The organism is Brevundimonas guildfordensis (assembly GCF_014836405.1).
In the GTDB taxonomy this organism is placed as follows: domain Bacteria; phylum Pseudomonadota; class Alphaproteobacteria; order Caulobacterales; family Caulobacteraceae; genus Brevundimonas; species Brevundimonas guildfordensis.
This window is the reverse complement of sequence record NZ_JACSQU010000002.1, coordinates 1-24,510: the sequence shown is the minus strand read 5'-3', so window position 1 is coordinate 24,510 and position 24,510 is coordinate 1. Positions and strand designations below refer to the sequence as shown.

16 protein-coding genes are annotated in these 24,510 nt (G+C 68.5%); 3 read left to right on the top strand and 13 right to left on the bottom strand.

What is annotated here, in order from left to right:
• Nucleotides 1-3: 3 nt before the first annotated feature.
• The 3 genes from ligD to H9656_RS08495 form a co-directional block, all read right to left on the bottom strand.
• Nucleotides 4-2,538, bottom strand: coding sequence for a DNA ligase D (ligD, locus tag H9656_RS08505; protein WP_191743829.1), 2,535 nt, complete (start codon nucleotides 2,536-2,538; stop codon nucleotides 4-6).
• Nucleotides 2,539-2,600: 62 nt separating this feature from the next.
• Nucleotides 2,601-3,851 carry an NAD(P)/FAD-dependent oxidoreductase gene (locus H9656_RS08500; protein WP_191743827.1) on the bottom strand — a complete coding sequence of 417 codons (1,251 nt, stop codon included), beginning with the start codon at nucleotides 3,849-3,851 and terminating at the stop codon, nucleotides 2,601-2,603.
• On the bottom strand, nucleotides 3,848-5,017 hold the full coding sequence (locus tag H9656_RS08495; RefSeq protein ID WP_191743825.1) for a M24 family metallopeptidase: 1,170 nt from the start codon (nucleotides 5,015-5,017) through the stop codon (nucleotides 3,848-3,850). Before H9656_RS08495 ends, H9656_RS08500 begins: the two co-directional genes overlap by 4 nt.
• A 101-nt stretch (nucleotides 5,018-5,118) precedes the next feature.
• Here H9656_RS08495 and H9656_RS08490 point away from each other — a divergent pair, with 101 nt between their 5' ends.
• Entirely contained in the window at nucleotides 5,119-5,997 is an 879-nt protein-coding gene (locus H9656_RS08490) for a TSUP family transporter (protein WP_191743824.1), read from the top strand.
• A 21-nt stretch (nucleotides 5,998-6,018) separates the two neighbouring features.
• Here the strand turns inward: H9656_RS08490 and H9656_RS08485 are convergent, their stop codons facing one another.
• The 9 genes from H9656_RS08485 to H9656_RS08445 form a co-directional block, all read right to left on the bottom strand.
• Complete coding sequence (locus H9656_RS08485; RefSeq protein WP_225212406.1) at nucleotides 6,019-6,687, bottom strand: GntR family transcriptional regulator; 669 nt, start codon at nucleotides 6,685-6,687, stop codon at nucleotides 6,019-6,021.
• Nucleotides 6,688-6,771: 84 nt separating this feature from the next.
• Nucleotides 6,772-7,770, bottom strand: coding sequence for a 4-hydroxyproline epimerase (locus H9656_RS08480; protein ID WP_191743820.1), 999 nt, complete (start codon nucleotides 7,768-7,770; stop codon nucleotides 6,772-6,774).
• Nucleotides 7,771-7,782: 12 nt separating this feature from the next.
• On the bottom strand, nucleotides 7,783-8,712 hold the full coding sequence (locus H9656_RS08475) for a dihydrodipicolinate synthase family protein (protein WP_225212405.1): 930 nt from the start codon (nucleotides 8,710-8,712) through the stop codon (nucleotides 7,783-7,785).
• Between the two features lie 112 nt (nucleotides 8,713-8,824).
• Entirely contained in the window at nucleotides 8,825-9,853 is a 1,029-nt protein-coding gene (locus H9656_RS08470) for an Ldh family oxidoreductase (protein ID WP_191743819.1), read from the bottom strand.
• A gap of 80 nt (nucleotides 9,854-9,933) precedes the next feature.
• Entirely contained in the window at nucleotides 9,934-11,361 is a 1,428-nt protein-coding gene (locus H9656_RS08465; protein WP_191743817.1) for a UdgX family uracil-DNA binding protein, read from the bottom strand.
• A complete protein-coding gene (locus H9656_RS08460; protein WP_191743815.1) occupies nucleotides 11,361-12,602 on the bottom strand; it encodes a putative DNA modification/repair radical SAM protein in 1,242 nt (413 codons plus the stop codon). Before H9656_RS08460 ends, H9656_RS08465 begins: the two co-directional genes overlap by 1 nt.
• 118 nt (nucleotides 12,603-12,720) lie before the next feature.
• A complete protein-coding gene (locus H9656_RS08455) occupies nucleotides 12,721-14,043 on the bottom strand; it encodes a hypothetical protein (protein ID WP_191743813.1) in 1,323 nt (440 codons plus the stop codon).
• 16 nt (nucleotides 14,044-14,059) lie between these two features.
• Nucleotides 14,060-17,092 carry a TonB-dependent receptor domain-containing protein gene (locus H9656_RS08450; protein WP_191743812.1) on the bottom strand — a complete coding sequence of 1,011 codons (3,033 nt, stop codon included), beginning with the start codon at nucleotides 17,090-17,092 and terminating at the stop codon, nucleotides 14,060-14,062.
• A 64-nt stretch (nucleotides 17,093-17,156) separates the two neighbouring features.
• Nucleotides 17,157-18,512: a dicarboxylate/amino acid:cation symporter gene (locus H9656_RS08445; RefSeq protein WP_225212404.1), complete on the bottom strand. Its 1,356-nt coding sequence runs from the start codon at nucleotides 18,510-18,512 to the stop codon at nucleotides 17,157-17,159.
• Between the two features lie 237 nt (nucleotides 18,513-18,749).
• On the opposite strand from H9656_RS08445, the gene H9656_RS08440 reads away from it, so the two are divergent.
• A complete protein-coding gene (locus H9656_RS08440) occupies nucleotides 18,750-20,582 on the top strand; it encodes a sensor histidine kinase (RefSeq protein WP_191743810.1) in 1,833 nt (610 codons plus the stop codon).
• Nucleotides 20,583-20,596: 14 nt separating this feature from the next.
• Nucleotides 20,597-21,937, top strand: coding sequence for a sigma-54-dependent transcriptional regulator (locus H9656_RS08435; RefSeq protein WP_191743809.1), 1,341 nt, complete (start codon nucleotides 20,597-20,599; stop codon nucleotides 21,935-21,937).
• Between the two features lie 83 nt (nucleotides 21,938-22,020).
• Here H9656_RS08435 and H9656_RS08430 read toward each other — a convergent pair whose 3' ends face one another.
• Entirely contained in the window at nucleotides 22,021-24,036 is a 2,016-nt protein-coding gene (locus H9656_RS08430) for a TonB-dependent receptor (RefSeq protein WP_318240621.1), read from the bottom strand.
• Nucleotides 24,037-24,510: the final 474 nt, after the last annotated feature.

Here is a 24,510-nt window from a genome sequence, read left to right as displayed (position 1 = left end):
CGGTCAGTCCACGCCCATCTTGCGCAGAGCGGGCCTCAGGCTGACGGCGGCGTCGCGGAAGCCCGACCAGGCGTCGGGTCGTTCCAGCAGTTCCGGCCAGACCCACAGATTGTAGTCGGCCGGGTTCAGCCCCGGCTTCACCTGATCCCACGACAGGGGAAAGGCTATCCCTGCTCCCGGACGCGCACGCGGCGACCAGGGCGCCACGGCGGTCGCCATGCGGCCGTTGCGCAGATAGTCGATGAAGACCTTTCCGCCCCGCGCCTTCTTGGCCAAGGTGGTGGTGAAGCGGTCCGGCGCCTCGGCCTTGATCGCCTCGGACACGGCCTTGGCGAAGGCCTTGTTCTGATCCCAGGTGACGCGCGAGCGGCCGTCGGCGCGGATCGGCACGACCAGGTGCAGCCCCTTCCCGCCCGTCGTCTTGACGAAGGGGTTGAGCCCCAGGGCCTCCAGCTTGGCTCTGACCGCCAGAGCGGCGGCGATCACGTCGTCGAAGTCCAGCCCCTCGTCGGGGTCCAGATCGAAAGTGATCTGATCGGGCGTTTCCGGATCGCCCGGCTTGCAGCCCCAGGGATGCAACTCCAGCCCGCCCGACTGGGCCACCGCCGCCAAACCGCCGACATCGACCACCGCGACGTAGGGCGTGCGCGCCTTGACGTCGATCAGCTTCAGGCGCGGGTTAGATCCCGTCATGGCGTGACGCTGGAAGAAGGTCTCGCCCTCGATGCCGTCAGGGGCGCGGATGATCGAGACGGGCCGGTCCGCCACATGGGCCAGCAGCCGCTCGGCCGCCGCCTCGTAGTAGTGCGCGAGGTCGGCCTTGGTAATGGGCGGTCGACCGCCCGAGCCCGGCCACAACACCTTGTCGGGGCTGGAGATGGCCACGCCCGCCACCGAGACCTTGCCGTTCTTTCTCAGGGTTTGCGGCGCGGCCAGCGCTTGGGGCGCGGCCGTGACGTCCTCGGCGGTCTTGTCGTCGCGCAGCCCCTTGAACGCCGCCTGCCGCAAGGCGCCGGATTCGGTGTAGCCGCCGTGTTCGATCTCGGCGACCAGCCTTGGCGTCACCCAGTGAATGTCCTTGCCGCCCCTGGGCACGCCGGGGCCGACGAAGGGGCTCTTGTCCGCCGCCTCGGCCTTCAGCGCCGGCAGGAGCAACCGCGTCGCCGTCTCGCCGAAACCCGTGCCGACCCGGCCGAGATACCTCAGCCCGCCCTTTTCGCGCACCCCGACCAGCAGCGAGCGGAACCGGCTGCCGCCTTCCGACGACCAGCCGCCGATGACGACCTCGTCGCGCCCTCGGCATTTGGACTTCACCCAGCTTGACGACCGGCCCGCATGATAGGGAGCGTCCAGCTTCTTGGAGATGACGCCCTCCAGATGCATCCGGCAGGCGCTTTCCAGCACCGCCCTTCCCGTAGAGGCGAAATGCTCGACGAAGCGGATCCGCACGCCGGCCTTGGCGCCGATCCGGTCGATATAGGCCTGCAATCGCGCCTTGCGGTGCGACAGCGGCAGCTTGCGCAGATCCTCCGCCCCTTCGAACAGCAGGTCGAAGGCGAAGTAGACGAGCCGGTCCGTCTCGCCCTCGGAGATCGCCGCCTGCAGCCCGCTGAAGTCCGGCATGTGGTCGGCATCGAGCGCGCACAGTTCGCCGTCGAGCACGGCGTCGGGCCAGCCGGCCGCATCCGCCGCCAGCTCGGGAAACCGGTCGGACCAGTCCAGACCCTTGCGCGTCCTCAGCACAGCCTGACCCCCGCCGACGCCGATCTGCAGCCGATAGCCGTCGAACTTGATCTCATGCGCCCAGCCGGCGGCCGAGGGGGGATGATCAACCGCCTTGCACAGCTGGATGGGGACAAAGGCGTGCGGCCGCTTCGCTTTGGACGCGGCCTTCGACGGCGCGAGTTTGGGCGGCGCCTTGCGGCGGGTCGGTTTGGACGAGGTCCATTGCGCGTCGCCCTTGGCGATCTGGGCCAGGGAGCGTCCGGTCGTCACGGAGGCGTCGATTTCCGCCAAGGCGTCGCCCTCGCCCGCGACGGCCTGATCGTCCTTTTCCTTCAGCAGCAGCCAGTTGTGGCGCTTGGACGGTTTGCCCCGGTCGCTCTTCAGCCGGATCAGCGCCCATTTCCCTTTCAGCCGCTCGCCATGAAGGATCATCTTGATCTGGCCGCGCGCCCAGGCCGCCTCAAGGTCGGCCTCCTGCGGCTCCCAGGTTCCGACGTCCCAGAGCTGCACCGTCCCCGCGCCGTAGTTGCCCGCCGGGATCGTCCCCTCGAAGTCGCCGTAGTCCAGCGGATGATCCTCGACCTCCACCGCCAGGCGCTTGACCGCGGTATCCCGCGACGGGGCTTTGGTCACGGCCCACGATTTCAGCACCCCGTCCGCCTCGATCCGGAAGTCGTAGTGCAGCCGCGTCGCCGCATGGCGCTGGATCACGAAGCGGCGAGCGCCCTTTCCCCTCGCGCGTTGCGCGCCCTTGGGTTCCGGCGTCTGCTCGAACCGCCGCTTGGCCTGATAGGTCTTCAGTTCGCCGCGCATGGACGCTTAATCCGCCCGCGCAGAAACCGTTGCGATACCAAGCGCCGCGCGCCGAGCGGACTTCAGCCGAAGCGCTCGATCCGCAAGGCGTCGATCCAGTCGGGAGCAGGCCGGCCCAGCGCCATCTGCTCGACGATTTCCGCCGTCCGCGCCGCCGTCGTCAGGCCCAGGTGCTGGTGGCCGAAGGCGTAGTGCACCTGGGGGTGAGCCTGCAGACGTCCGATGGCCGGCAGATAGTCAGGCAGGGTCGGCCGGGGACCGCACCATCGGTCAGGCTGCGCAGAAAAGGCCACCCCCAGATCGCGCAGATGCGCCTCGATACTGCGCCATTTTCGCGGATCGGGCCGGGCCGACGGGGCGCCGAACTCGACGTGGCTGGAGGCGCGCAGACCTCCGTCGAAACGGGCGACCGCCAGGGCCCGGTCCTCGAAGACGGTCAGAGGCAAGTCGTCCGGCCAGTCATGCTGGGCCGACTGCACCGAATAGCCCCGCTCGCCGATCAGAGGCGCGCGCACGCTCAACGGCGTCATCAGACGCTCCGACCACGCCCCGGCCGCCACCACGACGCGGTCGGCCGTGACCGTCGTTCCGTTCGACAGGGCGACCTCGGCGGCGTGGGCCACGGGCCGGATGGCGGTTGCATCAGCATGCATCGTCTGTCCGCCTCTGGCGGCGAAGGCGGCCAGCAGGGCGTCGCGCACCGCCTGCGGCTCGCTGACCTGGCCGGTGCCGGTGAAGCGGATCCCGCCCGCCGGGCGCTGGCTCAGGACGGCACCATAGGCGGCCAGTTCCTCGGTCTCCAGCACGCGGAAACGCGCGGCGCCGATGCGCGCGGCGTTCCAGCCGGCCAGCCCGCGCCGGGCCGCTTCAGGCGTGGACCAGACCACCGTGTGGCCGGTCGCGCGGATCAGGTCCTTCGGCGCCTCGGCCAGGGCGGCCAGGCGCACCCAGGCGCCGACCGGATCGTCCAGGAGATGCGCCAGAACCTCGGCCCCGTGGGCGACGGCCGCCGGGCGGGACGCCGCCAGAAACCGCAGCGCCCACGGCCCCCACAGCGACGCATCGCGCGCACGGAAATCCAGCGGGCCGCCAAAGGCGAACAGCCGCCCCACGGCGCCCTTGAGGGTCGCGGGCGAGGGCATCGGCTCGCATTGCTCGGCCGCGATGTGGCCGATGTTGCCGAAGGAGGCGCCGCGTCGCGGGTCGCCCCGATCGATCAGCACGGTCTCAAAGCCCGCCGCCTGCAGCCGAAGCGCCGTCGCCGCTCCGACCAGCCCCCCGCCGACGACGGCCCAGCGCCGGGCCGTCCTCATGCCGCCGCGTCCTCGCCGAACGGGTCGTCCAGGCTGTGCGACGGCTCGGTGAACCAGACCGGGCCGCCCTCGGTGATGTAGAAATGGTCTTCCAGGCGCACGCCGTACCGGCCGGGAATGACCAGCATCGGCTCGTTCGAGAAGCACATGCCGGGCGCCAGCGGCGTAGCGTCGCCGCGCACCAGATTGGGCGCTTCGTGAATGTCCAGGCCGATACCGTGGCCGGTGCGGTGCGGCAGGCCCGGCAGACGGTAGTCGGGGCCGTAGCCCAGGCCGGTCAGATAGTCGCGCGCGGCGGCGTCGACGCTGGCGCAAGGGGCGCCCACGGCGGCGGCGGCGAAGGCGCGGCCTTGCGCCTCCTTCTCATGCATCCAGACGCGGCGGAAGTCCTCGCTCGGCTGGCCGAAGACATAGGTGCGCGTGATGTCCGAGTGATAGCCGTCGACCAGGGTCCCGGTATCGACAAGCACCACATCATCCGCCGCCAGGGCGCGGTCGCCCTCGCCCCCGTGCGGCAGGCAGGTGTCGTCGCCGAAGGAGACCAGGCAGAACCAGGAGCCGCCCTCGCCGCCCAGAGCGCGGTGCTCGGCGTCGATGAAGGCCTTGACCTCGGAGGTGAGGACGCCCGCTTTCAGCCAGTGGCGGGTGCGACGCTGAACTTCCAGCGTGATGGCCTTGGCGCGGGTCAGAAGCGCGATCTCAGCCGCCGATTTGATGCTGCGCTGGGCGACGATCAGCGGGCCGCCGTCCGTGACGCGATCGGCGCCCAGAACGCGGCTGAGGCCCAGCCAGATGAAGGCCGCCGCCAGGTCGTCGATCGCCAGCACGCCGCCCTCGGCCAGGTTGGCGGCCGCAAGGACATAGGGGCTCTCTTCTTCTTCCCAGGTCAGGATGTCGCCCGCGACAGCATCGGCCGTCAGCCCCGCCACCTTGTCCAGCTCAAACCGGGGACAGATGTACTGGACGCGGCCGTCGGCATGGATCAGCGCGCCCGTCAGTCGTTCGGACGGATGCCAGTCCAGCCCCGTGTAATAGCGCAAAGACGCCGTGGGCCCGACCAGCAGGGCCGCAAGCCCGTCAGCTCTCAGTCTCGCGGCCAGGGCGGCGATGCGCTCCTGCCGTTCGGCGGTGGTGATGGGCGGGGCGCTGGGCGGAATGAATGTCATGGGGCGGATGTATATTGTATCTGATTTCCAGTCATGTTTTCCTTCACCTCTCGGATCGTTCGTCAAGCGCGGGCCGAGAAACCTCGGGGGAGGGAAACAAGATGATTATAGCCGTTTTGTTGACGGCGCTGGCGTCGCTGGCCGTTTTTTATGCGGTCCAACTGCTACGGACCGCCAAGGCGCGCGGCGCGCTGAAGCCCAAGGCCGAAGGCACGGCCATCGGCGCGGTCGCCAACTTCTTCGATGCGCTGGGCATCGGCTCCTTTGCGCCGACCACGGCCTGGCTTCGGTTTCGCAAACTGGTGCCGGACAGCTTTCTTCCGGCGGTGCTGAATGCAGGCCACTGCTTGCCGACGGTCCTGCAGGGGCTGGTCTTCATGAAGCTGATCCAGGTCGATCCCGTGCTGCTGATCGCCTGCATCGGCGCCTCCATCGTCGGAGCCGTGATCGGCGCGCCTATCGTGCTGCGCCTGCCGGTGCGCGCCGTTCAGATGGTGGTGGGCGCAGCCCTGCTGATCGCCGCAGCGCTGTACGCCATGACCAATCTGAACCTGATGCCGACGGGCGGGGAGGCGGTCGCCCTGGACGGCCATCTGTTCGTGATCGCTGTCGTCGCTCACGTGGTGATGGGCGCCCTGATGAGCTTCGGCATAGGGCTTTACGCCCCCTCGCTGATCATGCTCAGCCTCATGGGGATGAACCCGACGGCGGCCTTCCCGATCATGATGGGCGCCTGCGCCTTCCTGATGCCGGTGTCGAGCCTGCGCTTCATCAAGAGCGAGCGCATCGACCTGCGACTGGTGCTGGGCATGGCCATCGGGGGGATACCGGCAGTGCTGCTGGCCGCCTTCGTCATCACCTCCCTGCCGCTGACGATCCTGCGCTGGGGCGTCGTGGTGGTGGTGCTGTACGCCGCCGTCAACCTGTTGATGACCGCCCTGAAGGCCCGTCCGGACCCGGTTCCGGTCGAACAGGGCTAAGGTCGCGGGCGAGGCTGTCCGTCAGCCTTGCCCGTCGCCCTGTGCGAACTCTTCGCGCAGGTCAGCCAGGGTGTGCTGCAGGTGGTCGGCCACCAGTCGCCGCACCGTGGCGGCGTCGCGAGCCAGCCAGGCCTGAAGGATGTCCTGATGCTCGGTCTCGGCCGTCAGATGGCGGCCCTTGTGCTCGAGGTGCTTGCGGACATAGCGGTCGGCCATGACGTGCAGGCGGGCGGTGATTTCGGTTGTCAAGGCGCGCCCGCCGGGCCGCACCATGGCGATATGGAAGGCGCGGTTCAGCGGGCCGACCGTCGGCAGGCCGGCAGCCGCAGCCGCGTTCAGCTGGGCCAGCACCCGCCGAGCTTCATCCTGTCGCGCGTCATCGGCGACGAGGCAGGCTTCGGCCGCCGCGTCCGGCTCAAGCTTGAGGCGCAGTTCAAAGATCTCCTCGACCTCAGCCGAGCTCATGCCGCGCGCGAAGAAGCCGCGGTTGGCGTGCGACACGACCAGCCCATCCTGTTCCAGCCGCACCAGGGCTTCGCGCAGGGGAATCTTGGACACGTTCAGGTCCGCCGCCAGGGCGTCCTGACGGATCGGCACGTTCGGCGCGATCGCCCCCGACAAGATCATGTCGCGGACGACCTCCACCAAGCGGTCGGACAGGGTGCGGACTTCAAGCGGAGATGCGGCCATGCGGTTCATCAAGTCGAAAAGGCTGGGCCGGTCGCCCGTCCCAGCCATAACGCGCACAGATCGCAATTACGACGCGCAACTCGGTCAGACGACCTGGAAGCCCGCCCAGAAGGGGTCCTGACGGTCCACCCAGATGGTGTTGAAGCCGGTGGCGACGGCCGATCCCTCGATCGAGGGCACGATCGCCTTGTGGTCGCCCACGGTCGTCTCGGCTTCGACGCGGCCGATAAAGCGGCTGCAGATGTAGCTTTCGTGCACGAAGGCGTCGCCGACCTGCAGCCGTCCCTTGGCGTGCAGATGGGCCAGCCGCGCCGAGGTGCCGGTGCCGCAGGGGCTGCGGTCGATGGCCTTGTCGCCGTAAAAGACAGCGTTGCGGCCGTCGGCGCCGTCGCCCTTGGGCTTGTCGGCCCACAGCACGTGGCTGACTCCGTTGATCGACGGTTCGTCCGGGTGCACCGGGTGGAAGGCCGCCCGCACCCGTTCGCGCACCAGACCGCTCAGTTCGATGATGCGGCTGGCGCCCAGATCGTCCAGGCCGGTGTAGGCGCCCTGCGGTTCGACGATGGCGTAGTAGTTGCCGCCGTAGGACACGTCGACGCTCAGCGGGCCAAGGCCCGGCACGTCGATATCGATGCCTTCCGCCGCCAGATAGGCGGGGACATTGCGGATGCGCACCGAGGTCACCTTGTCGCCCTCAGTCTCATAGGCGATGTCCAGAACGCCCGCAGGGACCTCGATCTTCAACCGACCCGGCGTGCGTGGCCGGATCAGGCCGTGCTCCAGCCCGAAGGTGATCATGCCGATCGTCCCGTGGCCGCACATGGGCAGGCAGCCGCTGGTCTCGATGAACAGGATGCCCGCGTCCGCATCCGGCAGGGTCGGCGGATAGAGGAAGCCGCCGCTCATCATGTCGTGGCCGCGCGGCTCGAAACACAAGGAGGTGCGGATCCAGTCGTAACGGCTCAGGAAGTCGAGCCGACGCTCGGCCATGCTGGCCCCTGACAACAGGGGCGCGCCGCCGGCGACCAGGCGAACCGGGTTGCCGGCGGTATGACCGTCGATGCAGAAAAAGACGTCGCGCATCTGGGCTCCGGATCAGGTGATCTTGATGGCCTTGCCCGAGCCGATCGGGCGCGTTTCCGCCGCCTTTTCGACCATGGCGATGACCTCGGCCCGACGAGCGCCCGCCAGCGGCCTGCGCGGCATGCGGACCCGCTCGCTCCCGCGCCCCATGATCATCTCGGACAGTTTGATCGACTGCACCAGATCCGCAACCGAATCCAGGTGAAGCAGCGGCATGAACCAGCGATAGATCTCCAGAGCGCGCGCGATGTCGCCCGCCTGCACCGCCTTGACGAGGGCGACCGATTCTTCGGGGAAGGCGTTGGTCAGGCCCGAGACCCAACCCTTGGCCCCCAGGATCATGCCTTCCAGCGCCACGTCGTCGAGGCCGACCATGACCGAGTAGCGGTCGCCCAGCTCGTTGAAGATGTCGGTGATGCGACGCGAATCCGGGGCGCTTTCCTTCAGGGCCACGATGTTCGGAACGTCGGACAGACGGCGCAGGTCGTCGTTGTTCAGGGTCTGACGGTACATCAGCGGGTTGTTGTACAGCATGTTCGGCAGGCCGCTGGCGGCCGCCACAGCGCGGAAGTGCGCCTCCAGCTCCGCCGGGGTCGGCACATAGACCATGGCGGGCAGCACCATCAGGGCGTCGACCCCGATGTCCTCCGCGTCCTTGGCGTAGGCCTCGGCCCGCGCCGTGGTCAGCTCGCTGACCCCGGTGATGATCGGCACGCGGCCGTCCGCGACCTCGACCGCCGCCTTCAGGACGGCGCGTTTTTCTTCCGGCTCCAGCGAGTTGTTCTCGCCCACGGTGCCCATGACGATGATGGCGTCCACGCCATCGCGGATCAGACCGTCCAGCACCTTCTGGGTGGCGTCGAAATCGACCGCCAGCGTCTCATCGAACTGCGTGGTGGCCGCCGGGATCACCCCCGTCCAGTCCAACTTCATCCCCGCCATATGCAGCCCCTCCCGAGCTCGCCATTTTTGTATACGGTATATGATTGTAGCAGGCGTAGGCCGTCAAGCGTCGAACAACCGCCTTTGAGCCGAGGCGCCCGTCTCCATTTGCCTAAAAGCCTAGCGCGACGATCTGGTCGTAGAGAACCTTGGGCGTGCGCACGCCGTCCGCCAGGCTCCGCGCGCGGGCCTCGTAACGGCGGTGCGACGGGAGGCGCGCGTCCTGGTCCGCGAAGGCGGCGAACAGAGCCTCGGCCCGGGCGGCGTTCACCGCCGCGTCGCCGCCGCCCATCAGATCGGGATCGAAGGCCAGGATCAGTTCGCCATGCATGGGCGCCGCCTTGGCGCCGTCATCGAAAGCCATCGACTCGCGACTGGTCAGATCGCCGATCAGCGGCCCCGCCATCAGTTCGATCATGGTCGACAGGGCCGAGCCCTTGTGCCCGCCGAAGGTCAGCATGGCGCCGTCCAGGGCGGCGCGGGCGTTCGTCGTCGGCCGCCCCTCGGCGTCGACCCCCCAGCCCTCGGGGATCGGCTTGCCGGCGATGTCATGCAGCGCCATGTCGCCGCGCGCGATGGCGCTGGTGGCGAAGTCGAAGACATAGGGGTGCGGCCCCGGACGCGGCCATCCGAAGGCGATCGGATTGGTGCCGAGCAGGCCGCGCTTGCCCCCCGCCGGCGCCACCCACGAATGGCTGGGCGTCATGGCCAGGGCCGCTACGCCCATCCCGGTCAGCTGCTCGATCTCGGGCCACAGGGCCGAGAAGTGGAAGCAGTTGTTGATGACCAGCGCCGCGACCCCGACTTCCTTGGCCTTCTGCGCCAACAGTGGCGCAGCGCGTTCAAAGGCCAGCAGGGAATAGGCGTGGCGCGCGTCGGCGCGCACCAGGGCGGGTGAGGCGTCGGTGATGACAGGCTCGGCGTCCAGCGACATCTTGCCCGATCGGATGGTCATGACACAGCCGGGCAGACGATAGAGCCCGTGCGAGGCGCACTCGTCCCGCTCGCCCGCTGTGATGACCCGAGCCACCGCCTCGGCGTGCGGGACGGACAGCCCCGCCCCCGTCAGCACCCGCCGCGACAGGGCGAACACTTCGTCGATCGACAAGGCGACCGTTTCCTGGGCCTCAAACACGCTCATATCGTTCTCCCGCCTCACGATATCGTATACGATATGGGCGCGCGCGAAAACTTCAAGTCCGCTGGCGCTGAGGCCGCTGTTTAGAGCGCGTGGCGAGCCACGGTCAGGTCGGCCAGGAACCGGCTCCGCTCCTCGGCGCGCAACGCCGGGTCGGGCAGGCGCAGCAGGTAGGACGGGTGGACCGTCAACAGCACGCGCGCGCCATCCTCGGTCGTGAGAACGCGACTGCGCTCAGTCTGAACGGCGGGCTTTCGGCCGAGCACCGCCAGCCCAGCCGTCGCGCCCAGAGCCAGGATCAGTCGGGGCTTCACCAGACTTCGCTCATGATCCAGCCACCAGCGGCAGGCCTCGACCTCGCCCGCGTTAGGCGTCTTGTGCAGACGGCGCTTGCCGCGCGGTTCATGCTTGAAGTGCTTGACCGCATTGGTGAGGTAGAGGTCGCGGCGATCCAGCCCCGCCTCTTCGAACGCCGCATCCAGAAGGCGCCCGGCGGGGCCGACGAAGGGCCGACCGGCCAGGTCCTCCTGATCGCCCGGCTGTTCGCCGACCACCATCAGAGCCGCGCGCCTGGGCCCCTCGCCGCAGACGCCCTGAGTGGTGTCGCGCCACAGCGGACAGCGGTGACAGCCCTGAACGCCGCGCGCCAGTTCGTCCAGACTGTCGGCGATCAGATCATCCGTCGCGGCGCGATCCACCACCGGCGCGCGCACGCGCTGGAACCGGTCATTGGGCGTGGGCGCGGGCTGGTTCACCATGGCATCGGTGCGAACCGACGCAGCGGCGGTCAGTTCCGGGATCAGCCCGGCCTCGGGCAGGTTCTTCCAATAGCGCTTGGGCATTTCCGACCGCATCGCCTGAGGCCTCAGCCGCGCCGGATTGAAGGTCGAGGCGTAGTAGGTGCGCCAGAAATCCTCCACCGCGTCTTCGGCGGGAGCCTGCGACTGGTCGGCGGGCGGGCCGAAGGTCAGGAGCGTTCCGTCCCAATGCGCCGCCCCGTCCGGCGTCAGGATCGACCACCGCATGGCGCTGAACCGCCGCGCGAAGAAGGGGGCCGTCGCCTGCAGCACACGATGGGCGGGCTCGAACCACGCCACCCAGCGCTCGCCCGCCTCGTCTTGCGCCTGTCGAAAGCGCACGAAGGCCTTCATCTTGTGGGCGGCGCGGCGCACCGCCTTCACCCGATCCGCCGCCTCGGCCACGTCGCGGTCGGACAGGACCGCCATCAGGTTCGGCTGATCCTTCAGCCGCCACAGCAGGCGATACATCAGCTCGAAGCGATCCTCGGACCGATGCTGGATCAGTTGCGCCGCCATATCCAGAAACGCGCGCGGCGCGGTGAAGGCGCCCTCGACCTCGGGCAGGGCGGCGTCCACGTCGAACAGTCCGCCAAGGGATGCGCCCACGACAAACTTCACGCGGTCCGGCTCAACGCCCGCCAGACGCAGGCGCCGCGCCGCCTTGCGCCAGCCGTCGAAATCCAGCGGATCGGACAGGACCGCCGTGCGCATCAGAACAGGCTCAACTGCTTAGGCTTGCGCTGGGGCGCCAGGCGCGCGCGCAGGTCGACCGCGTCGGTCAGACCGCCCGGCGTCCAGTCCAGCGCCGTGATCCACGGCCGCACCGCCTCGATTGACCGCGTCAGCCGGCCGACATCCTCCAGCCGCAAGGTGCGATGGCGCCGCACGGACAAAATGCGGTCCACCGCCTTCACCCCCAGCCCCGGCACGCGCAGCAGGGTCTCGCGCGCCGCCCGGTTCACGTCGACGGGAAAGGCCTCGCGGCGCCGCAGCGCCCAGGCCAGCTTGGGATCAACGGCCAGATCCAGCATGCCGTCGTCGGTCCCCTCCCCGATCTCAGGCGCGGTGAAGCTGTAGAACCGCATCAGCCAGTCGGCCTGATAGAGCCTGTGTTCGCGCATCAGCGGCGGCTTTGTCGGGGGCAGCAGGCTTGACCCGTCGGGAATGGGGCTGAAGGCCGAGTAATAGACCCGACGCAGGCCATAACCGCCGTACAGGGCGGCGCTGCGGGCCATGATCTCCGTATCCGGCGCGCCGTCGGCGCCGACGATCAGCTGGGTCGACTGCCCCGCCGGGGCGAAGGCGGGCGGGCGCTTGCGGTCCCGCTTTTCCGGCTTGGCCTCTTCCAGCTTCAGCCGCACCTGCCCCATCGCCTTGCGGATGGTTCGCGCGTCTTTTTCGGGGGCCAGGCGGCCCAGGGCTTCGTCACGGGGCAGTTCGATATTGGCGGACAGGCGGTCGGCGTAAAGGCCCGCCAGCTCCACCAGCCGCGGGTCCGCCTCGGGGATCAGCTTCAGGTGGATATAGCCCCGGAAGTCGTGATCCTCGCGCAGGCGCCGCGCGACCTCGACCAGCTGCTCCATCGTATAGTCGCCGTTGCGGATCACGCCGGACGACAGGAACAGGCCCTCGATATAGTTGCGCTTGTAGAAGGCCAGGGTCAGGTCGACGACCTCCTGCACCGTAAAGCGCGCCCGCTCGACATTCGACGACACCCGGTTGATGCAATAGGCGCAGTCGTAGATGCAGAAGTTGGTCAGCAGGATCTTCAGCAAGCTGATGCATCGACCGTCGGGCGTATAGGCGTGGCAGATGCCCATGCCCTCGGTCGAACCGATCCCCCGGCCGCCCAGAGAGTTCCGCTTTGTCGTGCCGGACGAGGCGCAGGAGGCGTCGTATTTCGCTGCGTCCGCCAGAACCGCCAGCTTTCGTCGAAGATCGATCTGAGCCATGCGTTCATGTTATGTTCCAATGAGGAACGGGTCCAGCTTGGCCGCAGAGCTTTTTCGATCCGGGTTGGAAAGACGGCCCTCAGCCAGCTGGCCGGCGCGACCGGCCAGCTGGGCGGAGTTATTTCTCGCCGCTCAGGTGCTGATCGAACAGGCAGGCAGCGGCGTCATAGCGCGGGCGCGCCGCCTCGCACAGGGCGGCGATCGAGCCGGCGTTCGGCTTTGCTCCCTGGTCGATCCAAGCCATCAAGGCCTCGAACACCGCGACGTATTCGGGAGGACTGAGCGCGCTGTGTTCCGCTTCCTCGGTGAAGGTCTGGACCAGCAGATCCGCACGCCCGGCCGCCGCCACGCGGTCGCGATAGGCGTCCTGGTGCCAGACGAAGGCGACGGGGTCGTGCTTGCCGTGGATCGTCACGGTCGGGGCGACGATCAGGCCCGACAGGTCCGCGTCATAGGCCAGACGCGCCACCGCCATCGGATCGGCGGCGAACCGCTCGACCCCGGCGTTCAGCGCCGCGTCGTCGTGCGAGCCCTGATAGACGGTCCGGCTGTTGTCGAACGGATTGAGGCCGTCCAGGCGCTTCTGCACCAGATCCTGAAACAGGAAGGTGCCCCAGGCCAGGTGCGACACCAGCTGGCCCTCGCCGATCCCCACCACATTGAGAATGTCGGCCAGGCGCTGCTCCTGCTCGGGCGTGCGTTCCGCCGCAGGCAGGCCGACGCCGGTGCAGGTCTTGACCCGCTCGGCCAGCTGGGCGCGGGTCAGGCGCACGCCCTCGGGCAGGCCCTGCCACACGGGGTATTGCGCCTCGTCGGGGCCGGGGTGGTTTTGGCAATAGAACTGATAGACCGCGCGCAGGTCCGCTCGGAACCTGTAGGCCTCGGTTCCGCCCGCCAGCACCCCGCTGGTCAGGAGCACGCCGTCCCAGACCACCTGGCCTTCGGCGTCGCGCGCATAGAGTTCGGCCGCCTTGGCCGCGACGTTTCCGCCCCACGACTGACCATGAAGAATGGTGCGGCGAGGCCGCCCGAAGGCGTCCCAGAAAATCTGGCGCAGGTCGTCGGTGTCCTCGGCCGCCATGCGAACGCCGTAGCCCCCCCGGCGATAGGTGGAGCCCGCCCAGGCGAAGCCCTCCTTCACCGTCATGGAGAAGCGTTCCAGATCCTCCAGCGGATCATCGGCCTTGGGCGCGCCGGTGCGGGGCCCGCCGTGAGCGTGGACGATCAGCGATCCGTTCCAGTTCTCCGGCATGGCGATCCAGTAATAGCCGCCCTTGGCCGCCCGCCCCGACCAGCAGTGCGCCTGCTGAGGAAGAAAATCGGGACAGACGGCCGGGGCGGGCGCCGGCGACGGGTTCGCCGGCGCATCCTGGGCGGCGGCGAAGGGCGCGCCGGTCAGCGTGATGGCGGAAGCCGCCGCCAGCATCGAAAACAGACGCATCCCTCGCCTCCTCAGATCAGAACGACTTGGTCGCCGTGACGTACCAGTAACGGCCCCACGGGCTGTGAACCGTGCCGCGATAGCCGTTGTCGGCCAGCGACGGGCCTTCATCGGTCAGGTCGCGCACGCCCAGGCGGACTCGGGTCTCGGCCGGGAATTCATAGTCCACATAGGCGTTGACGGTCTGGCGGGCGTCAACGACCCACGGATCGCCCGAGGCGCCCAGCAGGCCGGGCTGCTGGAAGTCGCTGACGTACTGGCTGGTCATCCCTGCGCGCCACGGACCCTTGCGCCAGGTCAGGCTGGCGTTGAGGCGCCATTCCGGACGGCCGTTCTGCCCCACCAGTTGCGAGGAGTCCGGCAGGGTCGTGCCCGCATTGATCGTTCCGGCTTCGCGGGCGGCGTAAAGCTCATTGACGATGTCGCCCGGATCGCGCGTGAATTCGTCCAGCTTGCTGGCGTTCACATTGACGATGAAGGTGCCGTACTTGGTGCGACGCAGCGACCAGTTCATGGCCAGGTCCAGGCCGCTGACAGTCTGGGGTTGAAGGTTGATGAAGCGGTCGTTGATCGAGACCACCTCGCCCACCGGGGTCAGGCCCGTGCCCTGGAACAGCAGGATGTCCTCAGGCGTCGGCGCGCGACGGTTGACCAGCGGATTGGAGCCGCCCTCGACGCGGTTCAGATAGTCGAGCGCCAGCGCCGTCTGGGCGCCCAGCAGGCCGACGATCTTCTCCTGTTCGATCCGCCACTTGTCGATGGTGAAGGTGAAGGCGCCGAAACGCTCTGGGATGAAGGACGGCTGCAGCACCAGGCCGTAGGAGGTGTTGGTGCTCTCTTCCGGCTCCAGGTCCGGGTTGCCGGCGACCAGCAGCGAAGCGCCCGAGGTGTTCTGCGCGCACTGCGAGAAGTTGCTGATGCGGCCGGCGCGCAGGTCGGCCTCGCAGCGGACATAGTCCGTGCCGCTGGCCAGACGGGCGTATTCGGTGGCGTGGGTCTGCTCCAGATTCGGCGCGCGGAAGCCCTGCGAATAGGAGCCGCGCACGCGCACACCCGGCACGACGTCCCAGGCTGCGGCGATCTTCGGCTTGGCCACCGAGCCGAAGTCGGAATAGTGCTCGTAGCGGCCGGCCAGCTGCACATCCAGCTGATAGACCAGAGGAATGTTCATCTCGGGCGAGACCACCGGCACGGCCAACTCGACATAGGTCGAGAAGACCTCGCGGCTGCCCGAGGTGTCGGGGTTGGGGCTCACGGCCGAGACGTTCGACAGGTTGGTTTCGCCGCTGACCATGTCGGTGAAGGTGAAGGTTCCGTCCAGGTTGGCGTCGCGGTCGTCCTTCTGGGTCTCGCCGCGCGCCTCGACGCCGAAGGCCATGCCGACCGGTCCGCCCGGCAGCTGGAACAGATCGCCGCGCGACAGCTTGAAGTCCGCCATCGTCAGGGTCGTGCGCGACACCCGGCGCAGGTCGAAGATGATGGCGTCGATCGCCGCCTGCGAGCTGGGCGAGCAGTCGCCGTAGCTGGTGGTGGCGACGCAGCCCCCGCTGAAGGGGTTGTAGGCGTCGGGCGTGGACAGAGCCAACTGCTTCTGCAGGGCCGTCATGTTGACGTTGGGCGAGACGTCCTTGGCCTCGGCCTCGGAGTAGACGACCGCCGTCTCCCAGTTGAAGCCGCGCCATTCGCCGCGCAGGCCGCCCAGCAGGCGGGCCTGATAGTTGTCGACCTTCACCACCTGGAAGCCGGTGTCGACGAAGCGGTAGTTGGTCATCAGGACCGGCAGGCCCTCGGCCGGAACCCCGGACAGACCCGGCAGGCGGTTCGGATTGAGCGTTCCGTCGGCGAAGGTCATGGGGCCGAACGGGTTGTAGTAGTTGCTGGCCGGAATCCAGATCTGGTTCAGGTTGACCACCGGCGGCTGCACGGCGCGGCTGTGGGCGCTGTAATAGCCGACCTCGCCAAAGGCCTCGACGCTGTCGGTCAGGTCGTAACGACCCGTGAGGAACAGGTTCAGCCGCTCGACCGACGGGCGGACCGTCGTCTCATGCCGGGTGTCGTACCGCATGTCGCGGTTGGTCGTGTTGAAGTTGTGGTTGCCGCTGGACAGGCAGATGTCGCCGCCCATGTCGACGCCGCAGCCGAAGCTGGACGGCTGGAAGCGGAAGGCCCCCGCAGTGTTGGTCACCGCCACGCCGTTCGAGCGGATCACCGGGCGCGAGCCGACCGACAAGCGCGCCCACGGCGTGTGCGAGGAGCGGCCGTCCAGCGACTGGACGTCGGCGAAATCGGGATAGCCGGCGAACAGCGGACGCAGGTCGTCCGAGCGGGTGAAGTCCTGATCCGAGGCCCACAGGGCGGTGCGCTGCGCGTAGTTGGCGAACAGGGAGACGTTGCCGCGATCGAAATTCTTGCCCGTGAACAGGTTGAACTCGGTGTCGCGCATCTGCGTGCCCTCGGCGCCGCCGTAGCGGGCGCTGACCGTCAGGCCGTCGATGTTGTCGCGCAGGACCGTGTTGACCACGCCCGCCACCGCGTCCGCGCCATAGATGGCGGCGGCGCCGTCCAGCAGGACCTCCAGCCGCTCCAGCCCCGACACGGGGATGGCGTTGGAGTTGTAGCTCAGCACCGGCACCGTGCCGGTGTCCGACGTGCCCTGGCTGGTCGGGTGCTGGACCAGACGACGACCGTTCAGCAGCACCAGGGTGTTGCCCACGCCCAGCGAGCGCAGGTTGACCGAGTTGACATCGCCGCGCGCCGAGTTCGACGTCTGGGGGTTGTTGGCGGAATCGAACAGGACGTCGCCCATCTGCGGGATGGTGCGCATCAGCTCGTCGCCGGTCGTGGCGCCGGTGGCCTCGATCTGCTCGCGGTCGGCCACCACCACCGGCAGGGCCGCCGTGGTGCGCGCGCCGCGGATGTTGGTGCCGACGACGACGATGTCCTCGACCTGGGTGGCTTCGGCCGGAGCTTCCTGCGCGATGGCCGCGCCCGCGAACAGCACCGTCGAGGCGGATGTCGCCATCAGGGCGATCTTGAAGGGGTGTCTCATATCTCTCTCCCAGTCGCCGTGGGCGGCGATCGTGTCGTTGAGGTCGTTTGATTCAGGGTTTGGGTTAGTCGTCGGCGAGGACCAGGTCGTCGCCCGGTCCGGCGGCGGGATCAGGGGCGGCGGCCAGCGGCTGAGGCCCGCCATCCAGCGCGGCCTTCAGCGCATCGCGGTCCAGTTCGCCTTCCCAGCGGGCGACGACGATGGTGGCCACGGCGTTGCCGATGAAGTTGGTCAGGGCCCGGCACTCGCTCATGAAGCGGTCGATGCCCAGGATCAGGGCCATGCCCGCCACCGGCACCGAAGGCACCACCGACAGGGTGGCGGCCAGGGTGATGAAGCCGGCGCCGGTGATGCCCGCCGCCCCCTTGGACGACAGCATGGCCACGAGCAGCAGCAGGATCTGGTCCTGCAGGCTCAGGTCGATGTTCAGCGCCTGGGCGATGAACAGGGCCGCCATCGTCATATAGATGTTGGTGCCGTCCAGGTTGAAGGAATAGCCGGTCGGCACGACCAGGCCGACCACCGACTTGGCGGCGCCCGCGCGCTCCATCTTGGAGATCAGGCTGGGCAGGGCGGCCTCGGAGCTGGAGGTGCCCAGCACCAGCAGCAGCTCTTCCTTCAGATAACGGATCAGCTTCAGGATGTTGAAGCCGTTGGCGATGGCGACCAGACCCAGCACCCCGACCACGAAGATGGCGGACGTCAGATAGAAGGTGGCGATCAGGGCGAACAGGTTGGCGACCGAGGCGATGCCATAGGCGCCGATGGTGAAGGCGAAGGCCCCGAAGGCGCCGACCGGCGCCGCCTTCATCAGAATGGCGACCAGCTTGAAGAACGCCGCGCTGACCGACTCCAGGAAGGTCATCACCGGCTTGCCCAGATCGCCGATCATGGCCAGGGCGATGCCGAACAGGATGGAGACGAACAGCACCTGCAGGATGTTGCCGGTCGAGAAGGCGCTGACCACGGTGTCCGGGATGATGCCCGTCAGAAAACCGACGATGGTGCTTTCGTGCGCCGCTTGCGCGTACTGCGCCACTGCGCCGTTATCGAGGCTGGCGGGATCGATGTTCAGACCGCGGCCGGGCTGGACCACATTGGCGACAATCAGACCGACGATCAACGCCAGGGTCGAGAAGAAAAGGAAGTAACCGAACGCCTTGGCCGCCACCCGACCGACCCGGCCGATATCGCGCATCCCGGCGATGCCGGTGACGATGGTGAGGAAGATCACCGGCGCGATGATCATCTTCACCAGCTTGATGAAGGCGTCGCCCAGCGGCTTCAGGCTTTCGCCGAACGTCGGCCAGAAGTGGCCGATGGCCCCGCCCAGCACGATGGCGACCAGCACCTGCACATAAAGATGCTGATAGAAGGGCCGGCGAACAACCGCCGGCGTCTGGGACGCGATAGGGGACAAGAAGGTCGCTCCTGATGGCGAGCGCACGGCTCGCGGATTTCCTCTCGGCGCGATCTTCGCCACGCTTCGACCTTAGTGTGGCCACGACGTCTGCCGGAGCCAAGGCGCGGCAGGAACGGCAACAAATATTTGTATTTGCTATTAATTTTTTAGAATGAGCATGGACGCAGACGCAGTTTGTGCGATTAATCGCCTTGATCTATGGCGGATTAGTGCGGATTACCGCACATTGTCACGATGAACTCTGCGCGCCCTGCATCCTCTCGCGGCAACGGTCACCGGCGACAGCTGGGCCTGTGGGCGGGCCTCGTGCTCGGCTGGTTGATTGCCGCGACGGCGGGCGCCTACGCCCTTGGCGAAACCGCCCGCAAAGAAGCCGCCGCCGAACTGGCGCGCCAGTCGGAAGCCGCGGCCGCTCTGCACGCGGCGGTCCTGCGCAGCGAACTGGAGAAATACCGCGCGCTGGCCCCCGCCATGGCGACCGACGCCGACGTCGCGCGGCTGCTGACGACGCCGCGTTTCGACGCCAGGCCCCTGAACCAAAGACTGGAAGCCCTGGCAGATCAGACCCGCGCGTCGGCCATCTACGTCATCGGCGCAGACGGCGTCACGCGCGCCGCCAGCAACTGGAACCATCCGGTGACCTTCATTGGGGCTGACTACAGTTTTCGGCCCTATTTCAACAAGGCGATGCGGGACGGGTCGGCGGAGTTTTTCGCCCTGGGCACGGTCAGCGGCAAGCCTGGGCTGTTCCTGGCGCGGCGGGTCGTTGAGGGAGCTCGCGCCATCGGGGTGGTGGTGGTCAAGGTCGAGTTCGACGCCCTGGAGGCGGAGTGGCGCGCCTCGGGCGAGCCCGCCTATGTCGTCGATCCGGGCGGCGTGGTGCTGATCACGAGCATTCCGGACTGGCGCTTCCGCACCCTGCGGCCGATGGACGCCGAAAGCCGTCGTCTGACCCTGGCCGACCAGACCCTGACCGACGGCGCCTTGAAGCCCCTGCCCTTCCACACGCCGCAGGGCGGAAAGACCCAGCGGGTCGAAGCGCCGTTGGAAGGCGTCCCGCGCCCATGGATGCATGCTCGCGTCGACACCATGACGCCCGGCTGGACGCTGCACCTGCTGACCCCCGACCGGGGCGCCATAGAGACGAACGTCGCCAACGCCCGCACCCTCGCCGTCCTGATCGCAACCCTGGCCTTCGGCGTCGCCGCCGTGCTTCTGCGTCGGCGCCAGCAGGCCGCCGCACGGCAACGCACTGCCGAGGCCGCCAGGTTGGAACTGGAACGCCGCATTGAGGAGCGGACGCACGACCTTCGCCAAGCCAATATCGCCCTGAATCGCCAGATTGAAGAACGCGTTCGCGCCGAGGCCAGCCGCGAAGCCCTGCGCGACGAACTGGTGCAGGCCGGCAAGCTGGCGGCTCTGGGCCAGATCGCCGCCGGCGTGGCCCATGAGATCAACCAGCCCGTCGCCGCCATCCGCACCCAGGCTGAAACGGCTTCAGCCTATCTGCAGCGTGACCAGGGCGCCAAAGCCGCCCGCGCCTTAAGCCGCATCGGCGACCTGACCGCCCGCATCGGCGCCATCACGCACGAACTGAGGGTCTTCTCACGCAAGGCCGAGCCGCAGTTGCGCCCGGTCTCGCTCAACGAGGCGATCGACGGCGCCCTGCTGCTGCTGGGCGGACGCCTGCGCCAGGCCGGGGTCCGTCTGACCCGTCCGCGCGGCGAAGACATGATGGTGGTCGCCGACCGCTTTCGTCTCGAGCAGGTGATCGTCAACCTGATGCAGAACGCCGCTGAGGCGCTGGAAGGACGTCCCGACGGCCACATCACGCTGGCGGTGGAGCGGATCGCAGACCAGGTTGAACTGCGGGTTGCGGACAACGGACCTGGCGTGACCGACGAGATTCGCGACCAGCTCTTCACCCCCTTCGTCACCAGCAAGGCCAACGGCCTGGGTCTGGGCCTGGTCATAAGCCGCGACATCGTCGCCGGCTTCGGGGGAGAACTGGACCTGCGCTCAGCTGCCGCCGGCGCCGCCTTTACGATCCGCCTGAAGGCCGCTTGATGGAGGCGCGCGTCATGAATTTCCTTCGCCTTGAGACCGTCGCCCTGATCGAGGATGACGACGACTTCCGCAACGCCCTTGCCGAACGCATGGAGGTCGAAGGCCTGAGCGTGCGCGCGTATCGCTCAGCCGAGGCCGCGCTGGCCGAAATCGACGCCGACTTTCCCGGCGTGGTGGTGACCGACCTGCGAATGCCGGGTCTGGACGGCCGTCAGACGCTCAACCGGCTTCAGGCGCTCGACCCCGCCCTGCCCGTCATCCTGAGCACCGGGCACGGCGACGTGGCCGAAGCGGTCGCCGCCATGCGCGGCGGCGCCTATGACTTCGTCGCCAAGCCCTTCGCCTTTGACCGCCTGTGCGAAAGCCTGACTCGGGCGCTGGAGAAGCGCGCCCTGGTGCTGGACAATCGGCGGCTGACCGCCCTGTCGTCCGAGGCCGGGCTGGAACTGCCGCTGCTGGGCGACAGCCCTGCGATCCGCTCGCTGCGCGCCACCATCGCCCAGATCGCCGACGCACGCATGGACGTCCTGATTGAAGGCGAGACCGGCGTCGGCAAGGAAGCTGTGGCCCGCGCCCTGCACAATGGCGGTCGGCGCCGCCCCCACCCCTTCGTCGCGGTCAACTGCGGCGCCCTGCCCGACGGGTTGATCGAAAGCGAACTGTTCGGTCATGAGCTGGGCGCCTTCGCCGGGGCCCTGCGACGCCGGATCGGCCATGTCGAGCGCGCGCATGGGGGCTCGCTGTTTCTGGACGCCGTGGAAAGCATGCCAACCGCCGCCCAGGTCAAGATGCTCCGCGTCCTCGAAGAGCGCGAGATCCACCCCATCGGCGCGTCGGAGCCGCGCACCGTCGACATTCGCGTCCTCGCCTCGGCGACCGGCGACCTGGATCAGGCCCTCGCCAGCGGCCGCCTTCGCGAGGAGCTCTACTATCGCCTGAACGTCGTACGGCTGCGCGTGCCGCCCTTGCGCGAGCGTCGCGAAGACATCCCCCTGTTGTTCGCCAGCCTGGCGGCGCGCGCGCCGATCGCGGCGGGGGCTGAGCCGCCGGTCATCACCGACACGGTTCGCTCCCACCTGCTGGAGCATAGCTGGCCCGGCAACATCCGCGAGCTGTCCCACTTCGCCCAACGCTTCGCCCTCGGTCTGGAAGGCCGCGAAGACATGGCGAGCAGCGAGACCCGCGGCCTGGTGGAGCGCGTCGCCGATTTCGAGAAACGAATCCTGGAGGACACGTTGGAAGCCGTCGGCGGCAACGTCAGCGAGGCCCTTCTACAGCTGAGGGTTCCCCGCAAAACCCTCTACGACAAGCTGAAGCGCCACAACCTGAAGCCGGCGGACTATCGCAGCGGCTGAGACGCCCGAAGCCGCCGCCCCGCGCCCGCTCACGCCTCGAACGGGGTCCCCCTCAGGCCGCGACGTCACTGCCGCTGATCGCTTCAATAGGTCCAGCGGACGCCCAGGCGCAGGGTGCGCGGCGGGCTGTAGCCCTCGACGCCCGTTCCCGTCTCGGACACCTCCACCGCCTCGTCGAACAGGTTGTCGGCCGCCGCCCAGATCATGGCCGCCGGCGTCATCCGCCATTCGGCGCGGGCGTCCATCACGACAGCCGGGCCCAGAACGCGGCTGTTCAGGTCATCGTCGAACCGCTTGCTCTCATAGCGGGCCTGGGCGGCCAGGGTCAGCCGGTCGCTGGCGCGCCAGTCCAGCCCCGCCGTGGCGCTCCAGATCGGCGCCTGAGCCGGACGCAGACCTGTCAGCTGCGGGGCCGCCGAGCCGCCGTCCATGCGGGCGTCGGTGACGGAAACAGCCCCGTCCAGGGTCACTCCGCCGGCCAGGCTGCGGCGCGCCGTCAGCTCGATACCCGTCGCCTCGATGGTCCCGGCGTTCTGGCGCTGGCGCAGAACGCCGCCGGCCGGAACGAAACCGGCGCGCGGGAAGGTTCCCGGCCCCTCGCCTATGGTCACATTGACGATGGCGTCCTCGATCCGGTTCCAGAACAGGGTGGCGCCGAATGTCGCGATCGGTCCCTCATAGGCCAGACCCGCCTCCGCGCCCTGCAGCGCCTCGGGAACCAGGCCGGCGTTGGCCTCGGTCAGATCGTTGCCGACCCGGAACGGACGGTGCAGCTCGTTCAGTGTGGCGGGACGGAAGCCGGAGTAGGCCGCAGCCCGTGCCGCCCAGCCGCCGCCGATCATACGCCGCGCCGCCAGGCGGGCGCTGACCACCTCGCCGGAACGCTCGGGATCGGCCTCATCGAGGGTCGCCGCGCCGCTGGCTCGATCACGCTCCAGCCGGCGCCCGTTTTCGTTCTTCCAGCCGTCCAGACGCAAGCCCCCGGCGACCAGCCACAGGTCGTCACGCCACGACGCCTCGCCATAGAGGCCCGCCACCGAGGTCTCGCCGCCCGCGAAGCGGTCGCGGGTGAAGGCGCCGTCCATGAAGCGGAAGCGTTCGCGGGTCTCGCCCTCGTTAAAGCGCGCGTCGGCGCCCAACTCCCATTCCAGCCGCCCGCCCGCCACATCGCGCGCGGCGCGGCGCAGGGCGGCGTTGACGCCCCAGCCGGTCGCCGGGGTCGCATATTGATCGTTGGCGGGAGTCGTCGCGCTGCGGTCCGCCGCAACGGCGACCGAGCTGTTGGCGAAGTCGCTCTCGCGTCGCCAGGCCTGCAGCCGCCAGCCATAGGCGCCTTCCTGAGGCCGCCGCGCCGCCGTCGCCGACAGCAGATGGCCGCTGGCGCTGGACCGCGCGCCTGACAGGCCCGAGCCGCGCTCTTCGTCATAGGCCGAGGCGCGCAGGGACAGGCGCGCCCCGCCAAGCGGCGCGTCCAGCCGCAGAGCCGCCGCTCGCGTCTCGAGATCCAGCGGCGTGTCCGCCTGACCCGCCGCCGCGCCGCGCACGGGAACATAGCCGTCGCTGGTCTCGTAGAGGGCGGAACCGGTCAGCCGCATTGGTCCGGCGTCGATCCCGCCCGATCCCGCCAACCGCGCGCCGGCGCGCTCGGCGATTGAGGCGTCCAGCACGCCGCCGCGCTCGCGCTCGCGCAGCTGGATCACCCCGGTCAGGGCGCCCGCGCCGTAGGGACCCGCCCCCGCCCCGCGCACGATATCCAGACTTTCCAATGCTTCCGTCGGCAACTGCGACCACAGAACCCAGCCGCCGAACGGATCATTCAGAGGCACGCCGTCGAGCGTCACCAGCGTGCGCCCGGCCCCGGAAGGCGCGATGGCGCGCAGGGAGATCCCCTGGGTCGTCGGATTGGCCGAGAGGCTGGTGGTGCGCCTGAACAACGAAACCGCCGGCACACTGGCCAGCGCTTCGTCCAGCCGCATCGACCGATCGAGCGCAGATCCATCCAGCCGCACGACCGAAAAGGCGGCTTCCCCCGCTGCAGGCGGCAAGCGCGCCGCCGTCACCACCACCTCGTCCACGGAAACCGGCTGAGATTCGAACACGCTACTTCTCCTGCGACGCTGCCTGGACGGCAAAGCCCTACGTGATGACAGCGCCGATGTCGCCCGCAGAGGCCTGCATGCCGTCGGCCTCCATACAAGAGACGATGGAATCCCACTCTCCTCTTGAGGTTCCGCCCCCGGTTATAAGAAGGGGCTCTTGAACGGAGGGCGCTGAAGCATCGCCGGTGCGGCGCCTTGGGTTCACGCCAGAAATGGTCGACTGAATAGGCGTCGGGTCACATCATGGGGAAAGCGGCATGGTGCGACCGAGCGCCCCTTCTGCGTCCTGCCGCAACGCGTTCTGACGGGCCGGGCGGGATTGTGCGACCTGGGCGCGCTGACGTCGGAGTGAGCCAGAAAGCAGAGAACCCCGCAGCATGGGCTACGGGGTTTGGTAAGGCTTGGGTGCGGGAGTAGGATTTGAACCTACGACCTTCAGGTTATGAGCCTGACGAGCTACCGGGCTGCTCCATC

Excerpts from the sequence above, each read along its gene's own strand:
- ligD (WP_191743829.1), bottom strand. The coding sequence starts at position 2,538 with ATGCGCGGCGAACTGAAGACCTATCAGGCCAAGCGGCGGTTCGAGCAG.
- H9656_RS08500 (WP_191743827.1), bottom strand. The coding sequence starts at position 3,851 with ATGAGGACGGCCCGGCGCTGGGCCGTCGTCGGCGGGGGGCTGGTCGGA.
- H9656_RS08495 (WP_191743825.1), bottom strand. The coding sequence starts at position 5,017 with ATGACATTCATTCCGCCCAGCGCCCCGCCCATCACCACCGCCGAACGG.
- H9656_RS08490 (WP_191743824.1), top strand. The coding sequence starts at position 5,119 with ATGATTATAGCCGTTTTGTTGACGGCGCTGGCGTCGCTGGCCGTTTTT.
- H9656_RS08485 (WP_225212406.1), bottom strand. The coding sequence starts at position 6,687 with ATGGCCGCATCTCCGCTTGAAGTCCGCACCCTGTCCGACCGCTTGGTG.
- H9656_RS08480 (WP_191743820.1), bottom strand. The coding sequence starts at position 7,770 with ATGCGCGACGTCTTTTTCTGCATCGACGGTCATACCGCCGGCAACCCG.
- H9656_RS08475 (WP_225212405.1), bottom strand. The coding sequence starts at position 8,712 with ATGGCGGGGATGAAGTTGGACTGGACGGGGGTGATCCCGGCGGCCACC.
- H9656_RS08470 (WP_191743819.1), bottom strand. The coding sequence starts at position 9,853 with ATGAGCGTGTTTGAGGCCCAGGAAACGGTCGCCTTGTCGATCGACGAA.
- H9656_RS08465 (WP_191743817.1), bottom strand. The coding sequence starts at position 11,361 with ATGCGCACGGCGGTCCTGTCCGATCCGCTGGATTTCGACGGCTGGCGC.
- H9656_RS08460 (WP_191743815.1), bottom strand. The coding sequence starts at position 12,602 with ATGGCTCAGATCGATCTTCGACGAAAGCTGGCGGTTCTGGCGGACGCA.
- H9656_RS08455 (WP_191743813.1), bottom strand. The coding sequence starts at position 14,043 with ATGCGTCTGTTTTCGATGCTGGCGGCGGCTTCCGCCATCACGCTGACC.
- H9656_RS08450 (WP_191743812.1), bottom strand. The coding sequence starts at position 17,092 with ATGAGACACCCCTTCAAGATCGCCCTGATGGCGACATCCGCCTCGACG.
- H9656_RS08440 (WP_191743810.1), top strand. The coding sequence starts at position 18,750 with ATGAACTCTGCGCGCCCTGCATCCTCTCGCGGCAACGGTCACCGGCGA.
- H9656_RS08435 (WP_191743809.1), top strand. The coding sequence starts at position 20,597 with ATGAATTTCCTTCGCCTTGAGACCGTCGCCCTGATCGAGGATGACGAC.